The sequence below is a fragment of the Levilactobacillus huananensis genome, assembly GCF_003946145.1.
In the GTDB taxonomy this organism is placed as follows: Bacteria; Bacillota; Bacilli; order Lactobacillales; family Lactobacillaceae; genus Levilactobacillus; species Levilactobacillus huananensis.
Map to the genome: position 1 here is coordinate 62,958 of NZ_RHOC01000004.1, position 19,298 is coordinate 82,255.

Here is a 19,298-nt window from a genome sequence, read left to right on the forward strand (position 1 = left end):
CTTACTGTGCCCATCTCATCCAAATAGAAATAATAATGACTGCGACTAAAAAAATAATGAGGCCTGCGCGTAAATATGTATCCGCCTTGGACGTTGTGACTTCGATATAGCTCGTCCGCTTAACGTTCGTGTTCGCAAACCCCCGCGTTTCCAAGGTCATCCCCCGCTCCTGGGCATCCGTCAATGAGGACATCACGACGGGGCCCATCAACGGCACATAGGCCTTTAGTCGGGCCCACAGGCCACCGGTTGTTTCAACACCACGCGCCTCTTGCGCTTCTTTGATGATGTCCAAGCGGCGGTGCATCTGTGGCACCACATTGAGACTGGCCAGAATGAGGTAACCGACCTGCGGATTGATCCCGCTCCTGGTCAAAGCAGCGACCATCTTTCCGGCATAAGTCGTTTGATTCATGATGTAGAATGTCGCTAAGAAAACAAGCAGCGTGATGACAATCTTCGCCGCGTACAGGAGGCCCTCTTCACCAAGCTTGGCGAATCCCAAGTCCGCAATGATGGTCTTATTCTTGGGACTGTAGAGGCCTTGAATAAAGAACAGCATCAGCGAAATGGGAATACCAAAACCGAAAATCGTCTTGGCGAAAGACGTCAAGATATGGGCTATTCCTGCGACTCCGAAGAGGACAATCACGATGCCTAATCCTAACCAAGAGTTCGGATAAATTAGCGTTGCGAGTCCCAAACAAAAGATGGCCAGCATCTTTGTAAGCGGATTCAATTTTTCGATCGGACTTTTAACTGGTTCTCCGCTACCCACGGGACTTTCCCCCTCTCAAAATAAACAATGGCTTGCTAGTCGTCACCCAGGCTCGATGAATACTGACTCAGGAACTTCTTTGGAATCCGCTGGATGATGAGGTAGGCAATCACAAAAACAATGGCCTTATCAATTAAATTTTCCACCATCGATGACGAGAAAACTGAAAACATGATTTTCTTGGTGGTGGCAAGCAGGGCCGCCGTGACTAGCGAGGTACTGTTCACCCCAGTGGCCCCCCCATAAACGAAGATCGTGATGAGTGACGCAGAAACGGTATTGGTCAATGTCACTACCAGCCAAGTCACCACGACGCCAAACTTGTTGCGAAACAGGCCGGCCTTAATTAAGTACCCCGTGACCAACCCACAGAGAACACTCACTAGGGCGTAGGGCAGGTAGACCGGGTTAGCGACTAACGCCAAGAACAGGTTGGTTAACAATCCACAGAGAGCCGCCACCCATGGGCCGGACAACACCGCAATCACGATGGTGCCAATCATATCCAGAAAGAGTGGTAATTTCAGGGTCGAACACAACGTTCCCCCGATCAGGTTAATGCCGACAGCGATTGGTATGAGCACCAAGGACTTCGTCGCCGACTGAACCTTCACACTTCTGGATAGAGACCTTTTTTTGTCAACATTCATCCCCCCTTTTAAATTTTTTGATTCTGTGCTAACTTTAGGAAAGTGTTTTCCGAAAGCTCTTTCACGGTCAATTTACCATCACGATTTAGGATTGTCAATCAAAAGTTGTGGTGGATAACGGTTGCGCGTGCACGCCTTTTAAACGGGACTTCGACGAAACCACAGGCGCCACTTGGCTTGGCTTTGCGAAAAGGCTTGCAAAAATAATTCGAATAAAATACGCTAGGAACGTGGGGTCAAATAAATAAACATATTAGTCGTTCATTCCGTGTTTAATAGGCCCTGAAATAGCGTCATAACAACGTTTGCCAGCGAATAAACCGTTTTACATGAGCTGGTTGACCAAGCAACTGTTGACTAACGACAATTTTGAAAAGGTGAACTCACTCATGAATATTAACGATATCGCGAAAATGGCAGGTGTTTCAGCATCGACGGTGTCTAAGATTGTTAATAATAAAGACGGGAGTATTCGTTCCGAGACGCGCGAGCGCGTCTTAAAGATCGTCAAGGAATATCACTACACCCCATACTCACAAACGATCAATGCGTCGCAAAAGACGTATACCTTTGGGGTGCTTCTAAGTTCCGCCATTTCGATGGACTCCACGCTAGATGGCATCATCAAGACGGCCCAGAGAAATGGCTACCGTGTCTTGGTCTTCAATGCCTACAATGATGCCGATCAGGAATTAAAGAATATTAGCGCCGTCAGCAACAATCAAGTCGACGGGGTTATTTGGGAACCCATCAGCCAAGCCAGCGTCAAGCGGATTGCCCGCTTCAAAGAACGCCACATCCCCCTGATTACCATTGGGGCCTTCGGTGGTGACCACTCTCTGCTCATTCCCTATCAGCAGGCGGCTTACCAGATTACGCAAGAACTGATTGACCATCGCCACACACGAATCGCCTGTCTTCTCTCCGAAGGTCGCCGGACAGATGCCTTTCTCGAAGGGTATCGCGAATGCCTCTTTGACAACAACCTGACTTACGAAGAAGATCTGGTCTACACTGACCTCGACGATAGTCTGCTTCACCGCATCAACTCCCACTACATCACCGGGGTGGTCTCCTCACACCACAGTAAAGCCCTTGAATTCTATGCCATCCTGCACGACCTCGCCATCAAGATCCCCGAAGATGTGTCTCTGGTCTCTCTGAAGAACGATAACGCAGAGTCACAAGCGACATTTGCCCTCAATGAGATCTCGACATTAACCGTTCGGAACTCCGATTTTGGGGCGTATATCTGCAATAAGATGGTTACCCAACTGGAAACGAAAAAGACCGTCAAAAAGCCCTTTTCACAAGAATTCAAGCTCGATAACGAAACCACCGTTGCCATTCCTTACCAGTTCAATAAGCCCAAGGTCACCATCATTGGCAGCATCAATATGGACACCTATCTCCGCGTACCGCAGCTCCCAGAAAGCGGGAAGACCGTCACGGTAACCGCCTCAACCACCGTTCCTGGTGGTCATGGGATCAACCAAGCCATCGGGGTGGCTCAGCTTGAACAACCGGTTACCCTGATTGGTAACATTGGTTCTGACCTTGAATCCGATACGATTTATAAGGAACTCGAGCACTATGCCATTAATGTTCGGGGCGTTAACCGTATCAACCACATTGATACCGGCCATGCCATCATCTACGTCGGAAAGGATGGCAATTCCACCGTGTCAGTCCTTCCCGGCGCAAATGCACTGGTTACGCCCGAGTATTTGACGGCCAATGAATCCCTGTTCAAGAACTCTGGCTATTGCCTGATTCAGTCAGAGCTCCCTTTGGAAACCATTGAACGTGCTTGCACACTGGCCCACAAGTATGGCGCCACCACGATCTTCAAACCATCGACGCGTAGCAAAATTCCCGTTCAATACCTCAATGGCGTTGACATTCTGGTTCTCGACCGCCAAGAATTGGCCCTCCTCGCACCTGCAGCCGGTGAACTCAAGGACCAGGCCGAATTTCTTTTGAATGCCGGTATCTCCAAGGTCATCGTGACCTTGGGTGGTGAAGGCTGCTACCTCGCAACGGCCGAGACTGAACGGGTCTTCCCCGCCACCGACTTCCCTAAGATCGACACCACGGCAGCAACCGATGCCTTCATCAGTGCCCTAGCGACTTACCTGTTAGCCGGCTATGCTCTAGAAGAGGCCATCCGGATCGCCAACTATGCCGCGGGCTTCTGCATCTCACGTGAAGGGGCGGCGGCCTCACTGATTGATCGGCGAGGACTGGAATCCTATATTCACCAGACGGAACCAGGTTTGCTGGATTCCCTCTAATTTAGGAATATGACAAGCGGCACCCTGAGATTGCTCTCGGGGTGCCGCTTTTGGTGTTGCTACCGTATTTTGATGCTGCTTTTGAAACGTGCTTCAGGAGGCAGCCAGTTCCGCTTAACCCCAATACCGCAAGTGTCCAAACCCGGGACGCTCACGGTATTGACGTTAATGCTCACTGACTAACCGCCTCCTGAACCACTCTACTCTATTGAAACACCCGCGCCGTGAAGACCTCTGGCCGGTGGTTACTCATCAAGTAAGCCGTGCCATCGCTGGCGAAGCTCAGCCCTTCGAATTCCCGCCGTGACGCGAAGTGGGTCCACAGCACATCCCTGCTGGTTAGACTACCGCTACCCGCAAGCTTCTTAACCGGCAGACTGGCGATGGATTCGTCGGCAACCAGGTACAACCGCCCGTTGTGTGGGTTGTAAGCCATGCTCTGAACATGTGTGCCGGGCCCGTGCTCCAGGATCTGATGCGTCAACCGAAAGCGGACGTGGTTGCGGCTAATCTTGCCTTGATAGATGTAGACCTCGTTGCCGTTTGGCCGTGTCCAGAAGTAAGCCCGGCCAGCCTTGTCAAAAGCCAACACGTGACCGCCAGGAACCGCAAAACTCCCCGCCTTCAATCGGAATGTCACCTTGTGAACTGGCTTCAACGTCGTTTGGCTGAGCTGCTGGATAACCCCTTCTTGGTTAATTGGAACGGCGGGGGCAGACTCCCGATCCTGCCACATGTAAAGCTGGTGGGTCTTCCAGTCATAGGACAGCGACTGCCCGTGCCCCGTCACAAAGGCTGGCCCAATCTTAATCGCCGCCGCGATTGCCTGTTCATGCTTGTCATTAGCCGCCGAGCTGTGGTAGACCCGCTGAATATCCAGTGGGGTCGCCTTAAGACTCGCTAACTTAGCCATATCCAACCGCACCATGCGGCCGCGATTATGCCAGGTCATCGGACAGTAAATCACATAGAGATAGTGGCCCACCACCGTCATGCTCTGAGGATCACCCCAGGCTTCGTTGCGGTAGCCCGGTTGTGGTAACAAGTACTTGGTCGTAAAGGTTACGGCCGAGCCTTGGTCACTAGCAATCGTGTTGATCCCGTGCGGATGAGCCGCTTCAGAATAAGAGCTTGGTGCCGTCACAAAGTGAACCTGCGTGTCTGCTAATGGCCGCAGATCGCTCGGGGCTACTAAAGCCGCCGACGACTGTCTGACCGTACTCATCGCGTGTGCAGACACCGTTCCTGCGCTGCCCAAGCCAAGGCTCAGAACCAACGCACCCCACAAATAGATTCTTCTCATAATTGGCCACCCCCCAATATTTGACGCCAGTATAACGGTGTTGGACGTCCTTGACGACCTTTGACATCCCGATCGATCTCGTAGCAAACTTACTAATTCGAGATGAACCAGAGCGCCACATATCTAGACCACCTGTCAGCAGTCGCTTGTAAGTGTCTGGCAGGCGTCACAAGTGGTATCATAAAATTGACGGCATCCCATATGTCGCCAGTTTAGGGAGGAATCAGTTATGTCCAAAAGTTTGGGAAAGATTGTTATCACGACTTTAATTATCGGATCCTGTGGTCTGTTACCGACCACGTCATTTGCCAGTCAAAAGACTGTGGCACACGTCTCTAAAATCCGGGTGACCCGTCAACACGTCTATGGCCGGACGACTAAGAAGGCCACAGTTAAGATTCAGACCTTAAAGGGTCATTTTCTGGGGAAGGCCACGGTCAATCATCAAGGCCGCTTTGTCATCAAAACCAAAAAGAATCTCAAAAAATCCAACTTTAAGTTCAAGGTGTCCAAGCACGGCTATCGCTCTCGAACCACGACATACGCGCCAATTGTGACCATCGTTTCGAGAACGAACTAAGCACCCTAACGACCTGATCAATTCGGGAATAAAAGCGGACCTGGAAAAATCCAGATCCGCTTTTTACATAATATCAATTTATAAAACAAAAGATGGCCCGTGCTTAGATGTTAACCAACTCGAACTCATTCACAACCCTTATTTTGCTCTAACCGGTATGCCACGATAAAAAATCGAGCCCGCCACCTGATGCACACCAATAACACGCGTGGAAAACTTACTCGTGCCAACTGTAAATTGGACATGATAGTAAGTCCAGTCCCGCCGGACCGAATACTTCTCGCCCTCTGAATCCGCCAACTTGAGCGGATAGACCAACAACCCTTTCACTGGCTGCGCGTGTTGCACTAAGGTGAGTCGGACCGCATTACTGGGCGTATACGGAACGAAGAGCAAGACAACCGCTGCCACCAGAATTAACAGAAGGACAGCCACTCTGTGCCTCCCTTGATGTGCCTGTCGTTTCATCGCCATTCCTCCGTTCATCTTTCAGTTATCCAACGTCAAAAGTCAGTGTACCGCGGTAAAAAAGATGACCCGCTGGCCGCCAAACGCCGACCTCGTTGCTTTCATAGCCCCCTGAATAGGACATCACCTGGTGATCAAAGCGGTAATAATCCCAGTCTCGCTTACCAGAAGACCCGCGTGTATCAGTTCGTGACTCCTTAACTGGATGGCCCTCAAGCGCCTGTAGAGGGTGACCATTGCGAAGTATCGTCCAGCGAACCGTATTCTTAGGCGTCACCGGCAAAAGAAACAACAACTCTATCACCACCAACACACTTATCCCACCAAATAACCACCAAAGAAAGTGCCGTTTATGTATGCGTCCTGCCATGAGGCTCATCTCCCATCCCTTGCCGTTAATCTTATGATACACCATCTTGTGAAATGGTGTTCTTATCAATTGTAAACTTATCAATTACCTAAACGCGTTACGTAAAAAAGCTGTGACCAAGGTCACAGCTTTGGTGTCGCCAGGATTGAAACGTGTGTCCCAAGACAGGGAACTCCGCTTACCCCCACTAATCGCCTTGACTCACCCGTTGTTTTTTACCACCAATTCCGATCCCCGGAAAAGAGCTCAGGATGGTGATTGGTCAGAAGATAGGGTGTCCCATTCTTGGTGAACGTCAGACCCTCGAACTCCCGCTTGGACGCGAATTGCGTCCATTTGAACTGCCTGTTTTTCAAATGACCCTTGCCCACCAATGACTTAGCCGGGAAACTCGCCACAGAGTCATCGGCGACCAGGTATAGCCGCTGATTATGCGGGTTGTACGCCATGCTCTGCAGGCGTGTCCCGGGATTCCGGGTCAGGAGCTGGTTGGTCATGCGGAAATGAACCTTCTTCCGCGAAATGGTGCCCTTGTAGATCAACGCGGTATGCACGGTTGGCTTGGTCCAGAAGAAAGCATTGCCGTAACGGTCGAACGTCAGCACGTGACCACCAGGCTTGGAAACATGACCAGATTTTAGCTTGAATCGGATCTTGTGAATTGGGGTCAGAGACCGTCCGCTGATCTGGGCGATATAACCGAATTGATTCATGGGGACCCGGGGAGCAGACTCCTTGTCGATCCACATGTAGAGGCGCTTGTGCTTCCAGTCATAGGCCAACGACTGCCCGTGACCCGTGGTAAATGCTGGCCCAACTTTAATGGCCCGGCGAATCGCCAGTTCTCGTTCGTTGGTTTGTGTATACGCCATCTGGACTTCCAGCGGTGTCACGCCCAACTGATTTAATTTGCGTGCATCATAACGGACCACGCGTCCGTGATTCCTCCAATTGGTCGGGCAATAAATCACGTAGAAGTACCGGCCATCGGTGGTCAGGCTCTGTGGATTCCCCCAAGCCTGATTCTTGTATCCCGGATACGGCAAAAGGTAGGTCGTCTTGAAATTCATCTTAGCGCCCTTGGCCCAACGAATCTGATTGGGACTATGTAAGTGACCATGCGCGTAAGTTTTCGGCATTTTCACGTAATGTACGGCATGATCATTGACCTTCCGCAACTTCCCCACCGTGAGTGCCGGCGTAGTCTGATGGTCAACCTTGACCGCGGCTTTCGCGGGAACGTCAACGCCCGCGTTGATTCCCAGGAAAAGCCCCAATATTAGCAGAGCCAATCCCATTTGTTGCTTCTTTAAAATGATGATCGCTTCCCCATAAATAAGATAGTAAACGGGATAGATTATATCCCAACTTCAGAGAATCAACAACGCGCTAGATCTCCCGCAAATGGGTGGCCTAGCGCGTCTTAGTTTGTGATTAATTTTGTTTTGAGGGGCTACACTGTCGATAACCCAAAGTCATCATGAGTAGCCCGACTTACCATCTAGAGTCGATGGTCGATCTCAGCTGCACGCCTAACGACCCCAATCGCTCTAACAAGTTACACGAATTCAGAGCGTCTAGATGACCTCACGCGTAAAGGGATCCTTAGAAATCCCCTTATCGAGAATATCCTTGCACCATTCTTTAGCGGAGAACAGACTGTGGTCCTTGTAATTCCCACAACTGTACTTGTCCGTTCCCTGAACGTCCTTCCACTCCGTGTCAAACGCAATCTTGTGGAGCGAAGCCTTTAAAGCCTTGGCAACTTCTTCCGTAGATTGTTCACCCCAAGTAATCAAGTGAAAACCGGTCCGGCAACCGAATGGTGAACAGTCGATGACGCCGGTCATCTCGTCTCGCAGATAGCCCGCCAACAGGTGTTCAATCGTATGTAAGCCAGCCGTTGGAATCGCATTGGTATTCGGTTGGACTAACCGTAAATCAAAATTGGAAATGACGTCACCCTTGGTCCCCGTTTCCCGGGTAATCAAACGAACGTATGGTGCCTTAACAGCGGTGTGATCTAACGTAAAACTTTCAACTTTTGCCATTATTTGCCAACTCCTTTTGAGATTGTGGGTACGCCTTTACTGTACACCCCTAACGACCGCCCTGGCCAATAATTTGGATGGCTAAATTGATTAACCGCCCGACCATTTGGTTAGTCCTAATTTGATCAAAACTAGGCGTATTGTCCTCCCCTTACCGCGCCCCTCGCTATACTGAGAGCAACTTGACGAAAGGGGGAGTCTGTTATGCGTCAATCTAGCGCAAAACCACGCCACCTGTTAATTCGGAAACATCACTGGCAGCGGATCGTGACCATTGGTGGGGCACTCCTCGCGTTGCTTGGACTGTGGGGGTACCACGCTTGGCAAGCCGCACAGCATACCTTTGACGGGGCCTACCAATCCGCCGGGATCCATCCCGATGGGAGTGCGATCACCAGCGGCAAACCCTTCGCCGTCCTCCTACTTGGGACCGATACCGGTGCTCTGGGGCGCCACGACGTCGGACGAACTGATACGATGATCGTGGCGACGATTAATCCCAAGACCCAGACGGCCAAGCTGACCAGTATTCCCCGTGACACCCTGGTCGACATCTATGGGAGCCAACAAGACGATGAAAAGATCAACGCGGCCTACCCGTTATATGGTGCTAAAACAACGCTGAAGACCGTGGAGCACCTGGTGGATATTCCGATTCATTATTACGTCTTGCTCAACATGGGCGGCCTTAAACAGATGGTTAACGCCGTCGGAGGTGTCACCATCAACCCGCTCCTAACCTTCCACTACGAACAGGCTAACGTGACCAAGGGCGTTAAGATTCACCTTGACGGGGCCAGTGCTCTGGCCTACTCGCGGATGCGCGATCAGGACCCCTTAGGCGACTATGGCCGTCAAGCGCGTCAACGCCAGTTGATCAAGGCTCTCGTCGTTAAAGAAGCCGGTATCAGCTCCATCCCCCATTACCAAGCCGTGCTGGGATCCCTCCAACACAACATCCAAACCAATCTAACCTTCAACGACCTGATGTGGCTGCGTTTCAAGGACGCTCACACCAGTCGCCATATCGACTCTCTGACGCTTCAGGGTCAGCCAGCCATTCTAAATGGTATCGACTACCAGGTGGCGCCACAATCCGAGATTGACCAAGTTTCCAACCGTCTGCGCCGTGCTCTGAACTTGCCGGTAACGGGCAACTTCCAGACGGATGCATTGGATCCGTTAGTCTTTTAACGGCTAGCAATTAGACAAATGGACCGCCAGATCAAATCGTCTGGTGGTCCATTTTATTTTCCCTATCATTTTGCCATTATAGTGTTGAAACGTGCGCAACAAACTAACCGCCTTACGTCTCACTTTCCCCTAACAAAAAAGGGTAACGCGATCGCGCCACCCCCACAACACTACTCATTATTTGTTTGATGTTGCCGAGCCTGCCAGATATGCCAGCCAATAATCAGAACGCTGGCATCCCCGAGCAAGGTACCCAAGGCGATCAACAGATTCCCAGAAGTCGTAACCATCAAGCCAGACGTTGCGGGTATCCGAGCCAACAAGGCAAGAAAAGTCGTAATCCACAGACTTCCCAACACAGCAGACAACCAAGAATTAGGATGGATGCGGTTCTGCCACCAAGTCAGACCAGTAACCAGCACGGCAAAGACGATCAGCGCAATACTCCCACCACCGCGAGTTAAGTAAACCAAGCCCACTGGTGGAATCGTCGTCGCAGCAACCCGCATCGCCACGAGTAACGCCACAATCACGATCAACCAGGCCACGACGCGGCCGCGCTCGGTAAAGCGCGGTGTTAGCCAGATCCCGATTACTAAAGCCACGATGAACAATCCGTACTCCACACCCACCAGCAACAGCTGAAGTGGCACGGCCGGTAGAATAACACCGGGTAAAATGGTTCCCAGCGTGAAGATTAACAGCGGAACCAAAAGATCCCAGTTCCACCACCAAGGCCGACGACTGCCGGTCTTGCCTAACGCAATAGCAATGGTGGCAGGACCGCCGCCGAAGAAGTCCTCGGCATCTCGTCCAGCCTTTTGCGCCGCGATAATTTCCGGCAACAGGTCGTGTAACTCGCGCTGGAGCACGGTTTCCTTACGAAACTTGGCCTGTTGGCGCATATTTTCCACGAGATCATCCCAATACGACCGGTTTTCCGGCGAGAGTTGGTCTCGTAGCGTTGCATTTTCCTTAATAATTGTTGCGATTCGCGCCACGACCGACACACCTTTCATAAATATTCACTAATCCCATGATAGGGAAGTTACCTGCCAAACGCCACTATTTTATCCCACAAATCGCAGGCCGACCATCAGGCCTAAAGCAGCTAGGAGTAGACCACCGCCGACGCTTACCAGTCCATAGCTTAGTGCGGCGCCATAGCGGCGCTGGTCAACCAACATGACCAGTTCATGACTGAAAGTCGAATAGGTCGTGAAGCCCCCTAAGACCCCCGTTCCAATTATAACGGTTGGCCAGGTGCCCCACTGCCAACCCGTGAGTAGACCCAGTAATAAGCTCCCTAAAAGGTTGATAAGTAACGTCGCAAATGGCCAGCGGTTCCCCCACAGACCGGTCACCCATTTCGTGATTTCATATCGTCCCAGTGCCCCCACTGCAGCCCCTAGGCCAGCCAACGCGGCCATCAAAGGGTCACCGAGGGGAGGCGCCACCATCGACGTGCACACCAAACCCCAAAAGCACTACAGGCCAAGCCACCGAAAACGGTGACCATCAAATAAACCGTTGCCAGACCCCACTGTTGGCGTTCAAGTAGGGTCATCGTGGTCACACTGAACGTCGAGAAGGTCGTAAAGGCCCCCACGCCACCGACACCCAGGCCAATGGTCAGGGCTTCCGGCCATTTGGCAGTCAACCGCTGGGCGTGCGACAACCACGCTAACACCCCACTACCGAGGAGATTGATCAACACCAGGCTCCAGGGAAAACCTGTGCCCGTGGGAATAACTTCCCCCAACCAGTAACGTAGACTGCCCCCCAGAAAGCCACAAATTAGAATCGCCAGTACATTTGCCACAGGTTCACGTCCTTTACTTTGAAACAGATTAGTCCATTGTACCAAAAACAACCAGCTGACAACAGACGATTAACCGATGATCCTTAGCAAACCCAACTGCTGATCTCATGTCTCGGCCAAATCAGACCGGCGGTCATCCGGACAAAAAAGGCGCCGCAACTACTGCGGCGTCTTTTATTAATTTCTTGTCAGTTTAGTGGAACTGCATCCCACCATCAACTTCTAGCGTCTGTCCCGTCATGTAATTTGAATCCGGACCGGCCAGAAAGGCAACCCCGGCAGCGACATCTTCGGGTTCGGACAAGCGGCCCAAAGTGATGTCCTTGGCGAACGTCTGCATCCCCCATTCATCATCCTTACCGGCATTTTGCCCGACCTTATGGGCAATATCAAACATCATCGGCGTCTTCACAATTCCAGGTGCATAGGCATTCACTGTAATGTCTTCGGCGGCCAAGTCACGCGCGGCGACTTGGGTAATCCCTCGAATAGCAAACTTGGTCCCACTGTACAGGGCTAGGTTTGGATTTCCAACCACCCCGGCTTGCGAGGTCGCATTGATAATCTTCCCCCCGTGTCCGAGTTCCTTTAATTTGGCGTGTGTCGCCTGGATGCCCCATAGGGTCCCAGCCACATTCACATGGTACACTAAATCAAACTGTTCTGGGGTAATCGTATCGATCGGCGTTGTTGGCCCTAAGCCGGCATTGTTGACGATCACGTCAAACCCACCGAGCTCATCTGCTGTCGCGTTAACCGCGGCAAACACACTGTCGCGATCGGCCACATCGACCTTCACGGCGCATGCCTGACCACCATCAGCTTCGATGTCGGCAGCGACCTTCTTGGCATTGTCTAAGTTCAAATCGGCAATTGAAACCGCAAACCCATCACTGGCTAAACGTTTGGAAATGGCTTCCCCAATTCCTTGTCCACCGCCGGTAACCATTGCTACTTTACCATTTGATGCCATGTGCCATTCACTCCTTCAGAATAAGTAGATTCACAGGTACACCCTCATTCTACCGGAAAAGGCAACGCAATGAAACCGATTTCACTCTGAGCTTTTTAACGCGCTAACCCGGTCATCACTTGGTCACAATGCCCCGTGTCATAACAAATCAAAAAACCAGGACCCATTTATTGGGATTCCTGGCGGAAACACGATTTATTTAGAAAGTATTTTAATGACCTTCGCAGGCACACCACCCACCAAGGTATTGGCAGGAACGTCCTTCGTCACGACTGCTCCGGCCGCGATCACAACATTATCGCCAATGGTCACACCGGGCATAATCGACGCCTTGCCCCCAATCCAGACATCGTTACCAATCGTAACTGGTTTGGCCTGGGCTAAGTATTGGCGGCGACCACTAGCCGTCATCGGATGGTTAACCGTGTAAATATCTACGTTCGGGCCGATCATCACGTGATCTCCGATCGTGACCGGCGCAATATCCAGGATAGTGAGGTTGTAATTACTAAGAAAGTCCTCTCCCACGTGGATATTACGCCCATTGTCGCAGTTAAACGTCGCCTGCACGGAAACCCGTTCGCCATGACGACCTAAAATTTCCTTAATTTTTGCAGTTTGTGCCGCCGGATCAGTAGCTGGAATCGCATTAAATTCCTGACACAGCCGCGCCGCTCGTGCCTTACGGGCTGCCACTTCCTCGTCAAGAAAGTAATAGGGCTCACCGGCCTCAAGCTTCTGTAACGCTGTCTTTGACATCATCTTCACCTCATGGTCATCCTACCACTTAGTGTTGACGCTAAGTCAAGACCTAGTGTGTCTTAACGACCAGGTCCAAGGCAGCTTGGAGTTCCATCTGTTGGTCATCGGTGAGTTGGTCCTGACTGACACACTGTTTGACGTTCTCCGCCACTACAACACCCATCATCCGTTCAACCCCGGAGCGAACGGCAGCGAGTTGCGTCAGCACATCCTGACAGGGGCGCCCCTCATCGACCATCTTTAAGATACCTTGCAGTTGACCATCGGCTCGACGCAGGCGATTCTTCAATTGACTAGACGTCGTTTGAACCATTAAGCGCTCACCTCAGTTAACTTTTCATCGAGATACTTCTTCAATGCAGCCTTAGGATGGAAACCCACAACCTTTTCCGTTGGCATCCCGTTCTTGAAGACCACCAGAGAAGGAATACTCATGATCCCCAGAGATTGTGCGAGGTCTTGGTTCTGATCCACATCGAGGGAGGCAAACTTCACCTGGTCCCCGTATTCTTGATCCAACGCCTCTAGAACTGGCGTCTGCATCTTACAAGGTCCACACCAAGTGGCCCAAAAGTCGACAACGGTTACGGCGGTGTCGTCCCCCACGTGCTCGAAATCCTTACTCGTAATTGCTTGCATGTTTGCGTACCCCTTTTCAAATTTGATCGTGCCATCAGTATACCCCCGCAGGTATGTTTTGGCTAGGGCTTTGCATGCTTCATTAAAAAATAGCGTCCCGATCATACGCCGTGCTTGCCGGAGCGTAGAACCGAGACGCTACAGGCGACCCAATATCGTAGAGATAAAAAACCGAGACACGAGGTCTCGGTTCAAGAGTTCACCTATTCAGATTAAGCTTCCTCTGGGTCCTTATCGACACCAGCGGTCAAGCGAGGATGGTTGTTCCCACGCTTCGTTTCTTTTTCCACGGCCTGTTGTGCGACCAAATTCAGATAGTTGAATGGGTCGTCAAAGTTTGGATTAAACAACATATCCACGAAGGCCAAGTCATCAATCGTGTTACGGTTTTGAATGGCAATCGAGATGGCATTAGCAGACTGTGCCACTTCATGTTTACTGAAGAATTGGGCCCCTAAGATCCGCCGATTCTTCCGATTGTAGACCAGGTTAATCGTCAAGTCATCGGTCGTTGGCATATAGGCTGGCCGCCAAGTCCCATCGAAGGTCACTTGGTCGGCGTCAAAACCAGCGTTCAAGGCATGGTCGATAGTCAGACCGGTTGAGGCCAATGTCCGGCCAAAGATGACCATGGCTGACGTGGCTTGCGTCCCCATATATTGTTGAATGTTTCCAAACACGTTGATCCCCGCCAACATTCCTTGGCGCACGGCATTGGTGGCAAGTGGTGTGTAGGCTGGCTTACCCGTTGGGTTGAAGTTAACCACACTGGCGTCTCCGCAAGCAAAGATATCGGGATTGGATGTCTGTACGTAATCGTTAATGATGATGGCCCCGTGCCTATCCATCTCAACCTGTCCCCGTAAGAGTTCGGTATTTGGCACGAATCCGGTACAAACCACGGCTAGGTCGGCCGTGAATTCGCCGTTGGTCGTTTCAATCACCAATTCCCCATTGTCATTACCAGTAAAGGACGTCACACGCCGGTTCAACAGTACTTTGACCCCTTCATCAGTTAGGATGCTGACGATGTGATCTGAAAGGCCCTTGTCGACGTAATGGTTCAAGATAATGTCTCGTGATTGAATCAACTGAACATCGTGACCCGTCCGCGCGTAACTTTCAGCTAATTCGGTCCCGATATACCCTGCCCCGATAATGGCAATCCGCTTGTTATCCTTAGCGGCCTTGTCAATCGCGATAGCTTGTTCATAGTTCTTGCATAACATGACCTTGTCTTCGTCGATCCCAAAAATTGGTGGAACCGTCACCGTTGACCCTGTCGCCATAATTAATTTGTCATAGGTATCTGTCTTCATGTCTCCGGTGTCCATGTCAACCACTTGAACAGTCTTGCTCTCGGCATCAATCTTGACGACATTGTGTCGAGTCAAAACCTTTGCTCCCGCTTCGGTCAACTGTTCCGGGGAAGAATAAAACATGTCCTCTAGATGTTTAACTTGCCCGTCTAGGAACAAAGAGATCCCGCAAGACAGAAGAGAAACATTCGTATGCCGTTCATAAATGGTAACTTCGGTTTCTGGATGATCTTGCAAAATTTGTAACGCTGCATTAGTCCCAGCGTGTGTACTACCAACAATGATGACTTTCATGTTTACCCTCCTACACGAAAAACAATTCTACCGTTAGTCTACTTGAAAGTTAGCGAAAGATAAATGACTTCGTCTTCAAAAGCCTTGGAATAACCGCTTTTTCCTCACACTTAGATAAAAATGACGGTATTGCGTGCGTGACACACATAAATTTTCACTTATAATATGAGAATCGTTCTTATCTGTTGTGACGATAAATCCTGTCACAACGCGTTTTATCAGCAGTTACACAATTATTTATATTGCAAGTTTCATGACTGCATCACTGACCGGCCGTCGATACCATGATCGGTCACCCCCCTTGGCGAAAAAGGAGATTTTTAACCGCTTTCATGTTAAAATCGTCCGCCACTTATCGCATGATAACGCTAATCAGTAACCGTTTACCGCTGTTAATCACCTGTGCCTAATCCGTACTGGGATCCCCCCTAAATGACCACCAAAGTTAATTATCTAGCCACTTCTGCAAAAGAGTTACATTTTGCTTGCTTACAAACTGACTGGTGACTATGATTAACACTAGTTAGTTCGTGATACGTTCTGACCTTAAGCACTGTGATAGAAGTTAGGAATCACTGTCTATAGATGCACTCCCCCCAAAACAAGTGATTTATTAACAAATTCCTAAAATATGGCCTTGAGCGATCCGCATGTCGCTTGAGGCTTTTCTTTTGCCCTTTTTTCAATAAAAATAAAAAAGACACCCTTAAAGTAGATGTCTACGTGCGCTGACGCCAGGCTGTTAGGCCACGTTTCACCATGACTGGTATCACCATCAGTACCAAGAATAACCAGGTAAAATTCTGTCGAATGAAGGGCGTATTGCCGAAGAAGTAGCCCACGGCGCAACAACTAAAGACCCACAAGAAGCTTCCGAGTAAGTTGTAAATCCGAAATTGACGCCAGGCCATGTCTGCCGTCCCAGCCATAATGGGAACGAAGAGCCCAACGAAGGGAATGAAACGCCCAATCAACAGCGTTTCGCCTTCATTATTGGTAAAGGACGTGGTGGCCTCAGCAACCTTCTGGTCTGGTAACCGCGCGATCAGTCTGGCCTGCCGGTCATGCCACCGAATGGTGGTCAGGTACTTGATGGCCGATCCCAGGGTGGCCGCCATCGTAAATATCACAATTAACCACCAAATATTCAGCTCTGACGCTGGTGCGGCCGCGATCGATCCCACCATAAATAACAATGATTGACCGGGAATAAAGGAAAAGATCAGCATTCCCGACTCTAAAAAAATAAGAAAGAATAGCACCGGGTAGATCCCAGTCCCCAATTGATTGGTCAGAGGAACCAGGACACTCAGCGGATGCCAGATGATCGCCCAGATTTCAGCGAGTAATGTCATGTTACGACCTCCATGATTAATCGGGACTAAATCTCCAAATTAATCCAATATCTATAAACCATTAACAGGTGGCTATTGTAACTTTAATCACGACAAATAGCCGATTTTTGTTTCTTTTGATGCGTAAAATGTAAATAATAGTTAAGACGTCTAATCATTTTTCAATTCTCCAAGTAAGGTAACACGGTCGTGTTAGGCGACCATCCGTTACAAAACCTTCACGAAACTTAGTTATCACTGATGGCCAACGTCCTTTACAAAAACTCCGTAAAAACAGTGCCTCACAGTTGGAAAAGTGTCGCTAAGTCCCGTCCTTACTATCCCGCGGTCTATTATACGGTTATTTCCAGCAAAAACCGCGCTTTTCTTCAACAAAAAATGGCCGTCGAATATTTTTCGACGGTCGTCAGCCCTTATTCCTCAGGCCTTTAACACGATTATATTTTGTGTCTATTTCTCTAATATTTGTGCCCCAACATTTTTAATCGACTTGCTCATTCATTCCTAGAAGCGACTTAAAAAAGCCGCTAACCAGTTATTAGTAAATTTATGAAACCAATCAATTGCGCCTAATCTTGCCAGGGGGTACACTACAAGCAAGTTAGTAGCAACGACGCTGCTAGCTGCGTTGCATCAATTCTTATTACTCTTTTTACGAGCAGCAATTAGCACTCCCCCAAAGTTTCTAAGAAACCTGCTCGTATCCCCCCTCAAGCCGCGATAGTTCGATATCGTGGCTTTTTTGTGCCACTGGTGAAGGGGCTTCTCCCCCGTCTGCGTCACCTAACCAGACTCGTTGCAACCAGGCTTAGCCTAAACAACGTCTGCTAGGAAGTCTATCTAGGTCGGTCTTAGCCGGTCAAAAGGCAAGCATCATCCATGGTTCACCATCCCCGTTAGGAAACTAACCTCCGCAACTAGGGGATGGCGAAACCGTGTTGCTTTCGCCATCAATGTCACCGCGAGTCGTCCTTTGCCACCTCGCGGCAGAACTAGTCCAACACCTGAACCCCAACGCCAATCAGTCCTGGCCCCGTGTGTACCCCCAGTGCAGGCGACACATCCCCAGCATACCAGTCCTCCACGTTCGGATGGGCGGCTTTTAAGGCCGTTAAAACGCGCTCTCGCAGGTCCGGGTCGGCCCCGTCACAGACGGCCACGTTAACCCGTTTAGCGGTGCCAATGGCGTTATTAACGAGCTCTAACAGCTTGCCTAGGGTTCGTTTGGTCCCACGAACCTTGGCGATTGGGTAATAGATCCCCTCTTCATCACACGAAATAATCGGCTTTACATTTAAGAGTGTGCCGGCCATCCCGGCAACCTTGCCAATTCGACCACCAGCCTGAAGGTATTTCAGGGATGGCACATAGAAGAAGACCTTCGTCTGGGCAGTCACCCGTTCCACTTCCGCCACAATCTCATCAAAAGATTTGCCAGCATCACGTAACTGAGCCGCATAAATAGCCGCAAATCCACTTCCGATCCCGACACTGCGGGTATTGATAACGTGTACCGTCAGATCGGTATCGGCGGCCAATAGCTGTGTCTCCTGGTAGGTGCCAGACAGAGCCGCCGAGATACAAACCGCAATCACATGCGTGTAGCCAGATTCCTGAATCCGTTCCAGCGCGTCCATGATGTGCTTACCCGTGGGACTCGCTGTGGTGGCCTTCTCGTTGGCTTGGCGTCGATAGAATTCGGTTGGGGTGATGGTGACACGGTCCTCGTAGGCCCGATCGCGGAAAATCACATTCATCGGCATTAAGGCCATGTCCGCCGCTTCAAGCACTGCGGCTGGAACGTCGGAACATGAGTCCACCAAAATGGCAATCTTTTCTTGTGACATGACTGTTACCTCGTTTCTCCTAGTATCGTTCTTGGATAATAATCGTAATTATAACGCAATTACCTAGTTATTGAAACTAGATCATCTATTGTTTGTTCTGGAAGTCCCTTTACCAAGCAGTTAATTTGCCTTCGCCAAGACAGCCAATTCTAAAGTTTCCCCCTATACTGAGTGCAATTAAAAAATATTTTAGCTATCATCTATCATTTTTCTCTAATTCAGGCATTCGTTATTTCTGTTCAACCTGACCAAGCCACCTGTCGGAACTCCCCTCACCGACAAACGCAACGGCCACGTCTGGCAACCATGAAACCGGACTCAGAAAAAAAAGAGGCGCAAGATGACCATAAACCGTGAGCGACTTAAAAGACAACTTTTTATAAAAATAAATGTTTGGGCGACCAAAATTAATCCCCCTCAAGGTTGACATTGCGGCTCAATAGCCTATACTTACGGATGGAATCAAAGTCTGTCGTACGACCCAGTCTCACGTAATTGCTCTTATTCGCACCGTTTCGACTGGGACTTCTCCGGACTTTATAGGAAAGACAGAAGTCACTCGACTGCCTGAATTTCTAAGCCAATAGAAAAGAGGGATT

The 19,298-nt window shown here is 50.1% G+C and carries 20 protein-coding genes; 3 read left to right on the top strand and 17 right to left on the bottom strand.

Annotated features, from left to right (window positions below):
• Window position 1 precedes the first annotated feature (1 nt).
• Entirely contained in the window at window positions 2-778 is a 777-nt protein-coding gene (locus tag EKM71_RS04800) for an energy-coupling factor transporter transmembrane component T (RefSeq protein ID WP_225417993.1), read from the bottom strand.
• 35 nt (window positions 779-813) lie between these two features.
• Window positions 814-1,428: an ECF transporter S component gene (locus EKM71_RS04805; RefSeq protein ID WP_125573518.1), complete on the bottom strand. Its 615-nt coding sequence runs from the start codon at window positions 1,426-1,428 to the stop codon at window positions 814-816.
• Between the two features lie 389 nt (window positions 1,429-1,817).
• Between EKM71_RS04805 and EKM71_RS04810 the strand changes: the two genes are divergently transcribed.
• Window positions 1,818-3,722 carry a PfkB family carbohydrate kinase gene (locus tag EKM71_RS04810; protein WP_125573630.1) on the top strand — a complete coding sequence of 635 codons (1,905 nt, stop codon included), beginning with the start codon at window positions 1,818-1,820 and terminating at the stop codon, window positions 3,720-3,722.
• Between the two features lie 205 nt (window positions 3,723-3,927).
• Here the strand turns inward: EKM71_RS04810 and EKM71_RS04815 are convergent, their stop codons facing one another.
• Window positions 3,928-5,025: a hypothetical protein gene (locus tag EKM71_RS04815; protein WP_125573519.1), complete on the bottom strand. Its 1,098-nt coding sequence runs from the start codon at window positions 5,023-5,025 to the stop codon at window positions 3,928-3,930.
• Window positions 5,026-5,254: 229 nt separating this feature from the next.
• Between EKM71_RS04815 and EKM71_RS04820 the strand changes: the two genes are divergently transcribed.
• Window positions 5,255-5,605, top strand: a complete 351-nt coding sequence (locus tag EKM71_RS04820; protein WP_125573520.1) for an Ig-like domain-containing protein — start codon at window positions 5,255-5,257, stop codon at window positions 5,603-5,605.
• A gap of 138 nt (window positions 5,606-5,743) precedes the next feature.
• Here EKM71_RS04820 and EKM71_RS04825 read toward each other — a convergent pair whose 3' ends face one another.
• From EKM71_RS04825 to EKM71_RS04840, 4 genes are all read right to left on the bottom strand, one after another.
• On the bottom strand, window positions 5,744-6,073 hold the full coding sequence (locus tag EKM71_RS04825) for a hypothetical protein (protein ID WP_125573521.1): 330 nt from the start codon (window positions 6,071-6,073) through the stop codon (window positions 5,744-5,746).
• A 25-nt stretch (window positions 6,074-6,098) separates the two neighbouring features.
• Window positions 6,099-6,443, bottom strand: coding sequence for a hypothetical protein (locus tag EKM71_RS04830; protein WP_125573522.1), 345 nt, complete (start codon window positions 6,441-6,443; stop codon window positions 6,099-6,101).
• A 215-nt stretch (window positions 6,444-6,658) separates the two neighbouring features.
• Window positions 6,659-7,735: a hypothetical protein gene (locus tag EKM71_RS04835; protein ID WP_404819404.1), complete on the bottom strand. Its 1,077-nt coding sequence runs from the start codon at window positions 7,733-7,735 to the stop codon at window positions 6,659-6,661.
• Between the two features lie 285 nt (window positions 7,736-8,020).
• The gene (locus EKM71_RS04840; protein WP_125573524.1) at window positions 8,021-8,494 is read right to left on the bottom strand and encodes an S-ribosylhomocysteine lyase; all 474 of its coding nucleotides are present in this window, start codon (window positions 8,492-8,494) and stop codon (window positions 8,021-8,023) included.
• Between the two features lie 204 nt (window positions 8,495-8,698).
• Here EKM71_RS04840 and EKM71_RS04845 point away from each other — a divergent pair, with 204 nt between their 5' ends.
• Window positions 8,699-9,688, top strand: a complete 990-nt coding sequence (locus EKM71_RS04845) for an LCP family glycopolymer transferase (RefSeq protein ID WP_125573525.1) — start codon at window positions 8,699-8,701, stop codon at window positions 9,686-9,688.
• Window positions 9,689-9,858: 170 nt separating this feature from the next.
• Here EKM71_RS04845 and EKM71_RS04850 read toward each other — a convergent pair whose 3' ends face one another.
• From EKM71_RS04850 to EKM71_RS04895, 10 genes are all read right to left on the bottom strand, one after another.
• A complete protein-coding gene (locus tag EKM71_RS04850; RefSeq protein ID WP_125573526.1) occupies window positions 9,859-10,689 on the bottom strand; it encodes a DUF1129 domain-containing protein in 831 nt (276 codons plus the stop codon).
• Window positions 10,690-10,758: 69 nt separating this feature from the next.
• Entirely contained in the window at window positions 10,759-11,118 is a 360-nt protein-coding gene (gene crcB / locus EKM71_RS04855) for a fluoride efflux transporter CrcB (protein ID WP_125573527.1), read from the bottom strand.
• Complete coding sequence (locus tag EKM71_RS04860) at window positions 11,118-11,510, bottom strand: fluoride efflux transporter FluC (protein WP_125573528.1); 393 nt, start codon at window positions 11,508-11,510, stop codon at window positions 11,118-11,120. The genes crcB and EKM71_RS04860 overlap by 1 nt, the downstream gene beginning before the upstream one ends.
• A 193-nt stretch (window positions 11,511-11,703) precedes the next feature.
• Window positions 11,704-12,483 (bottom strand): (S)-acetoin forming diacetyl reductase, encoded by a 780-nt coding sequence (locus EKM71_RS04865; protein ID WP_125573529.1) that lies wholly within the window; start codon window positions 12,481-12,483, stop codon window positions 11,704-11,706.
• A gap of 195 nt (window positions 12,484-12,678) precedes the next feature.
• On the bottom strand, window positions 12,679-13,242 hold the full coding sequence (locus EKM71_RS04870; protein WP_125573530.1) for a sugar O-acetyltransferase: 564 nt from the start codon (window positions 13,240-13,242) through the stop codon (window positions 12,679-12,681).
• A gap of 52 nt (window positions 13,243-13,294) precedes the next feature.
• Complete coding sequence (locus EKM71_RS04875) at window positions 13,295-13,558, bottom strand: metal-sensitive transcriptional regulator (RefSeq protein ID WP_125573531.1); 264 nt, start codon at window positions 13,556-13,558, stop codon at window positions 13,295-13,297.
• Complete coding sequence (gene trxA, locus EKM71_RS04880) at window positions 13,558-13,989, bottom strand: thioredoxin (protein WP_125573532.1); 432 nt, start codon at window positions 13,987-13,989, stop codon at window positions 13,558-13,560. Before trxA ends, EKM71_RS04875 begins: the two co-directional genes overlap by 1 nt.
• A gap of 107 nt (window positions 13,990-14,096) precedes the next feature.
• Window positions 14,097-15,497, bottom strand: coding sequence for an FAD-dependent oxidoreductase (locus tag EKM71_RS04885; protein ID WP_125573533.1), 1,401 nt, complete (start codon window positions 15,495-15,497; stop codon window positions 14,097-14,099).
• A 719-nt stretch (window positions 15,498-16,216) separates the two neighbouring features.
• A complete protein-coding gene (locus tag EKM71_RS04890) occupies window positions 16,217-16,852 on the bottom strand; it encodes a VTT domain-containing protein (RefSeq protein ID WP_125573534.1) in 636 nt (211 codons plus the stop codon).
• Between the two features lie 992 nt (window positions 16,853-17,844).
• The gene (locus EKM71_RS04895) at window positions 17,845-18,699 is read right to left on the bottom strand and encodes a DegV family protein (RefSeq protein ID WP_125573535.1); all 855 of its coding nucleotides are present in this window, start codon (window positions 18,697-18,699) and stop codon (window positions 17,845-17,847) included.
• Window positions 18,700-19,298: the final 599 nt, after the last annotated feature.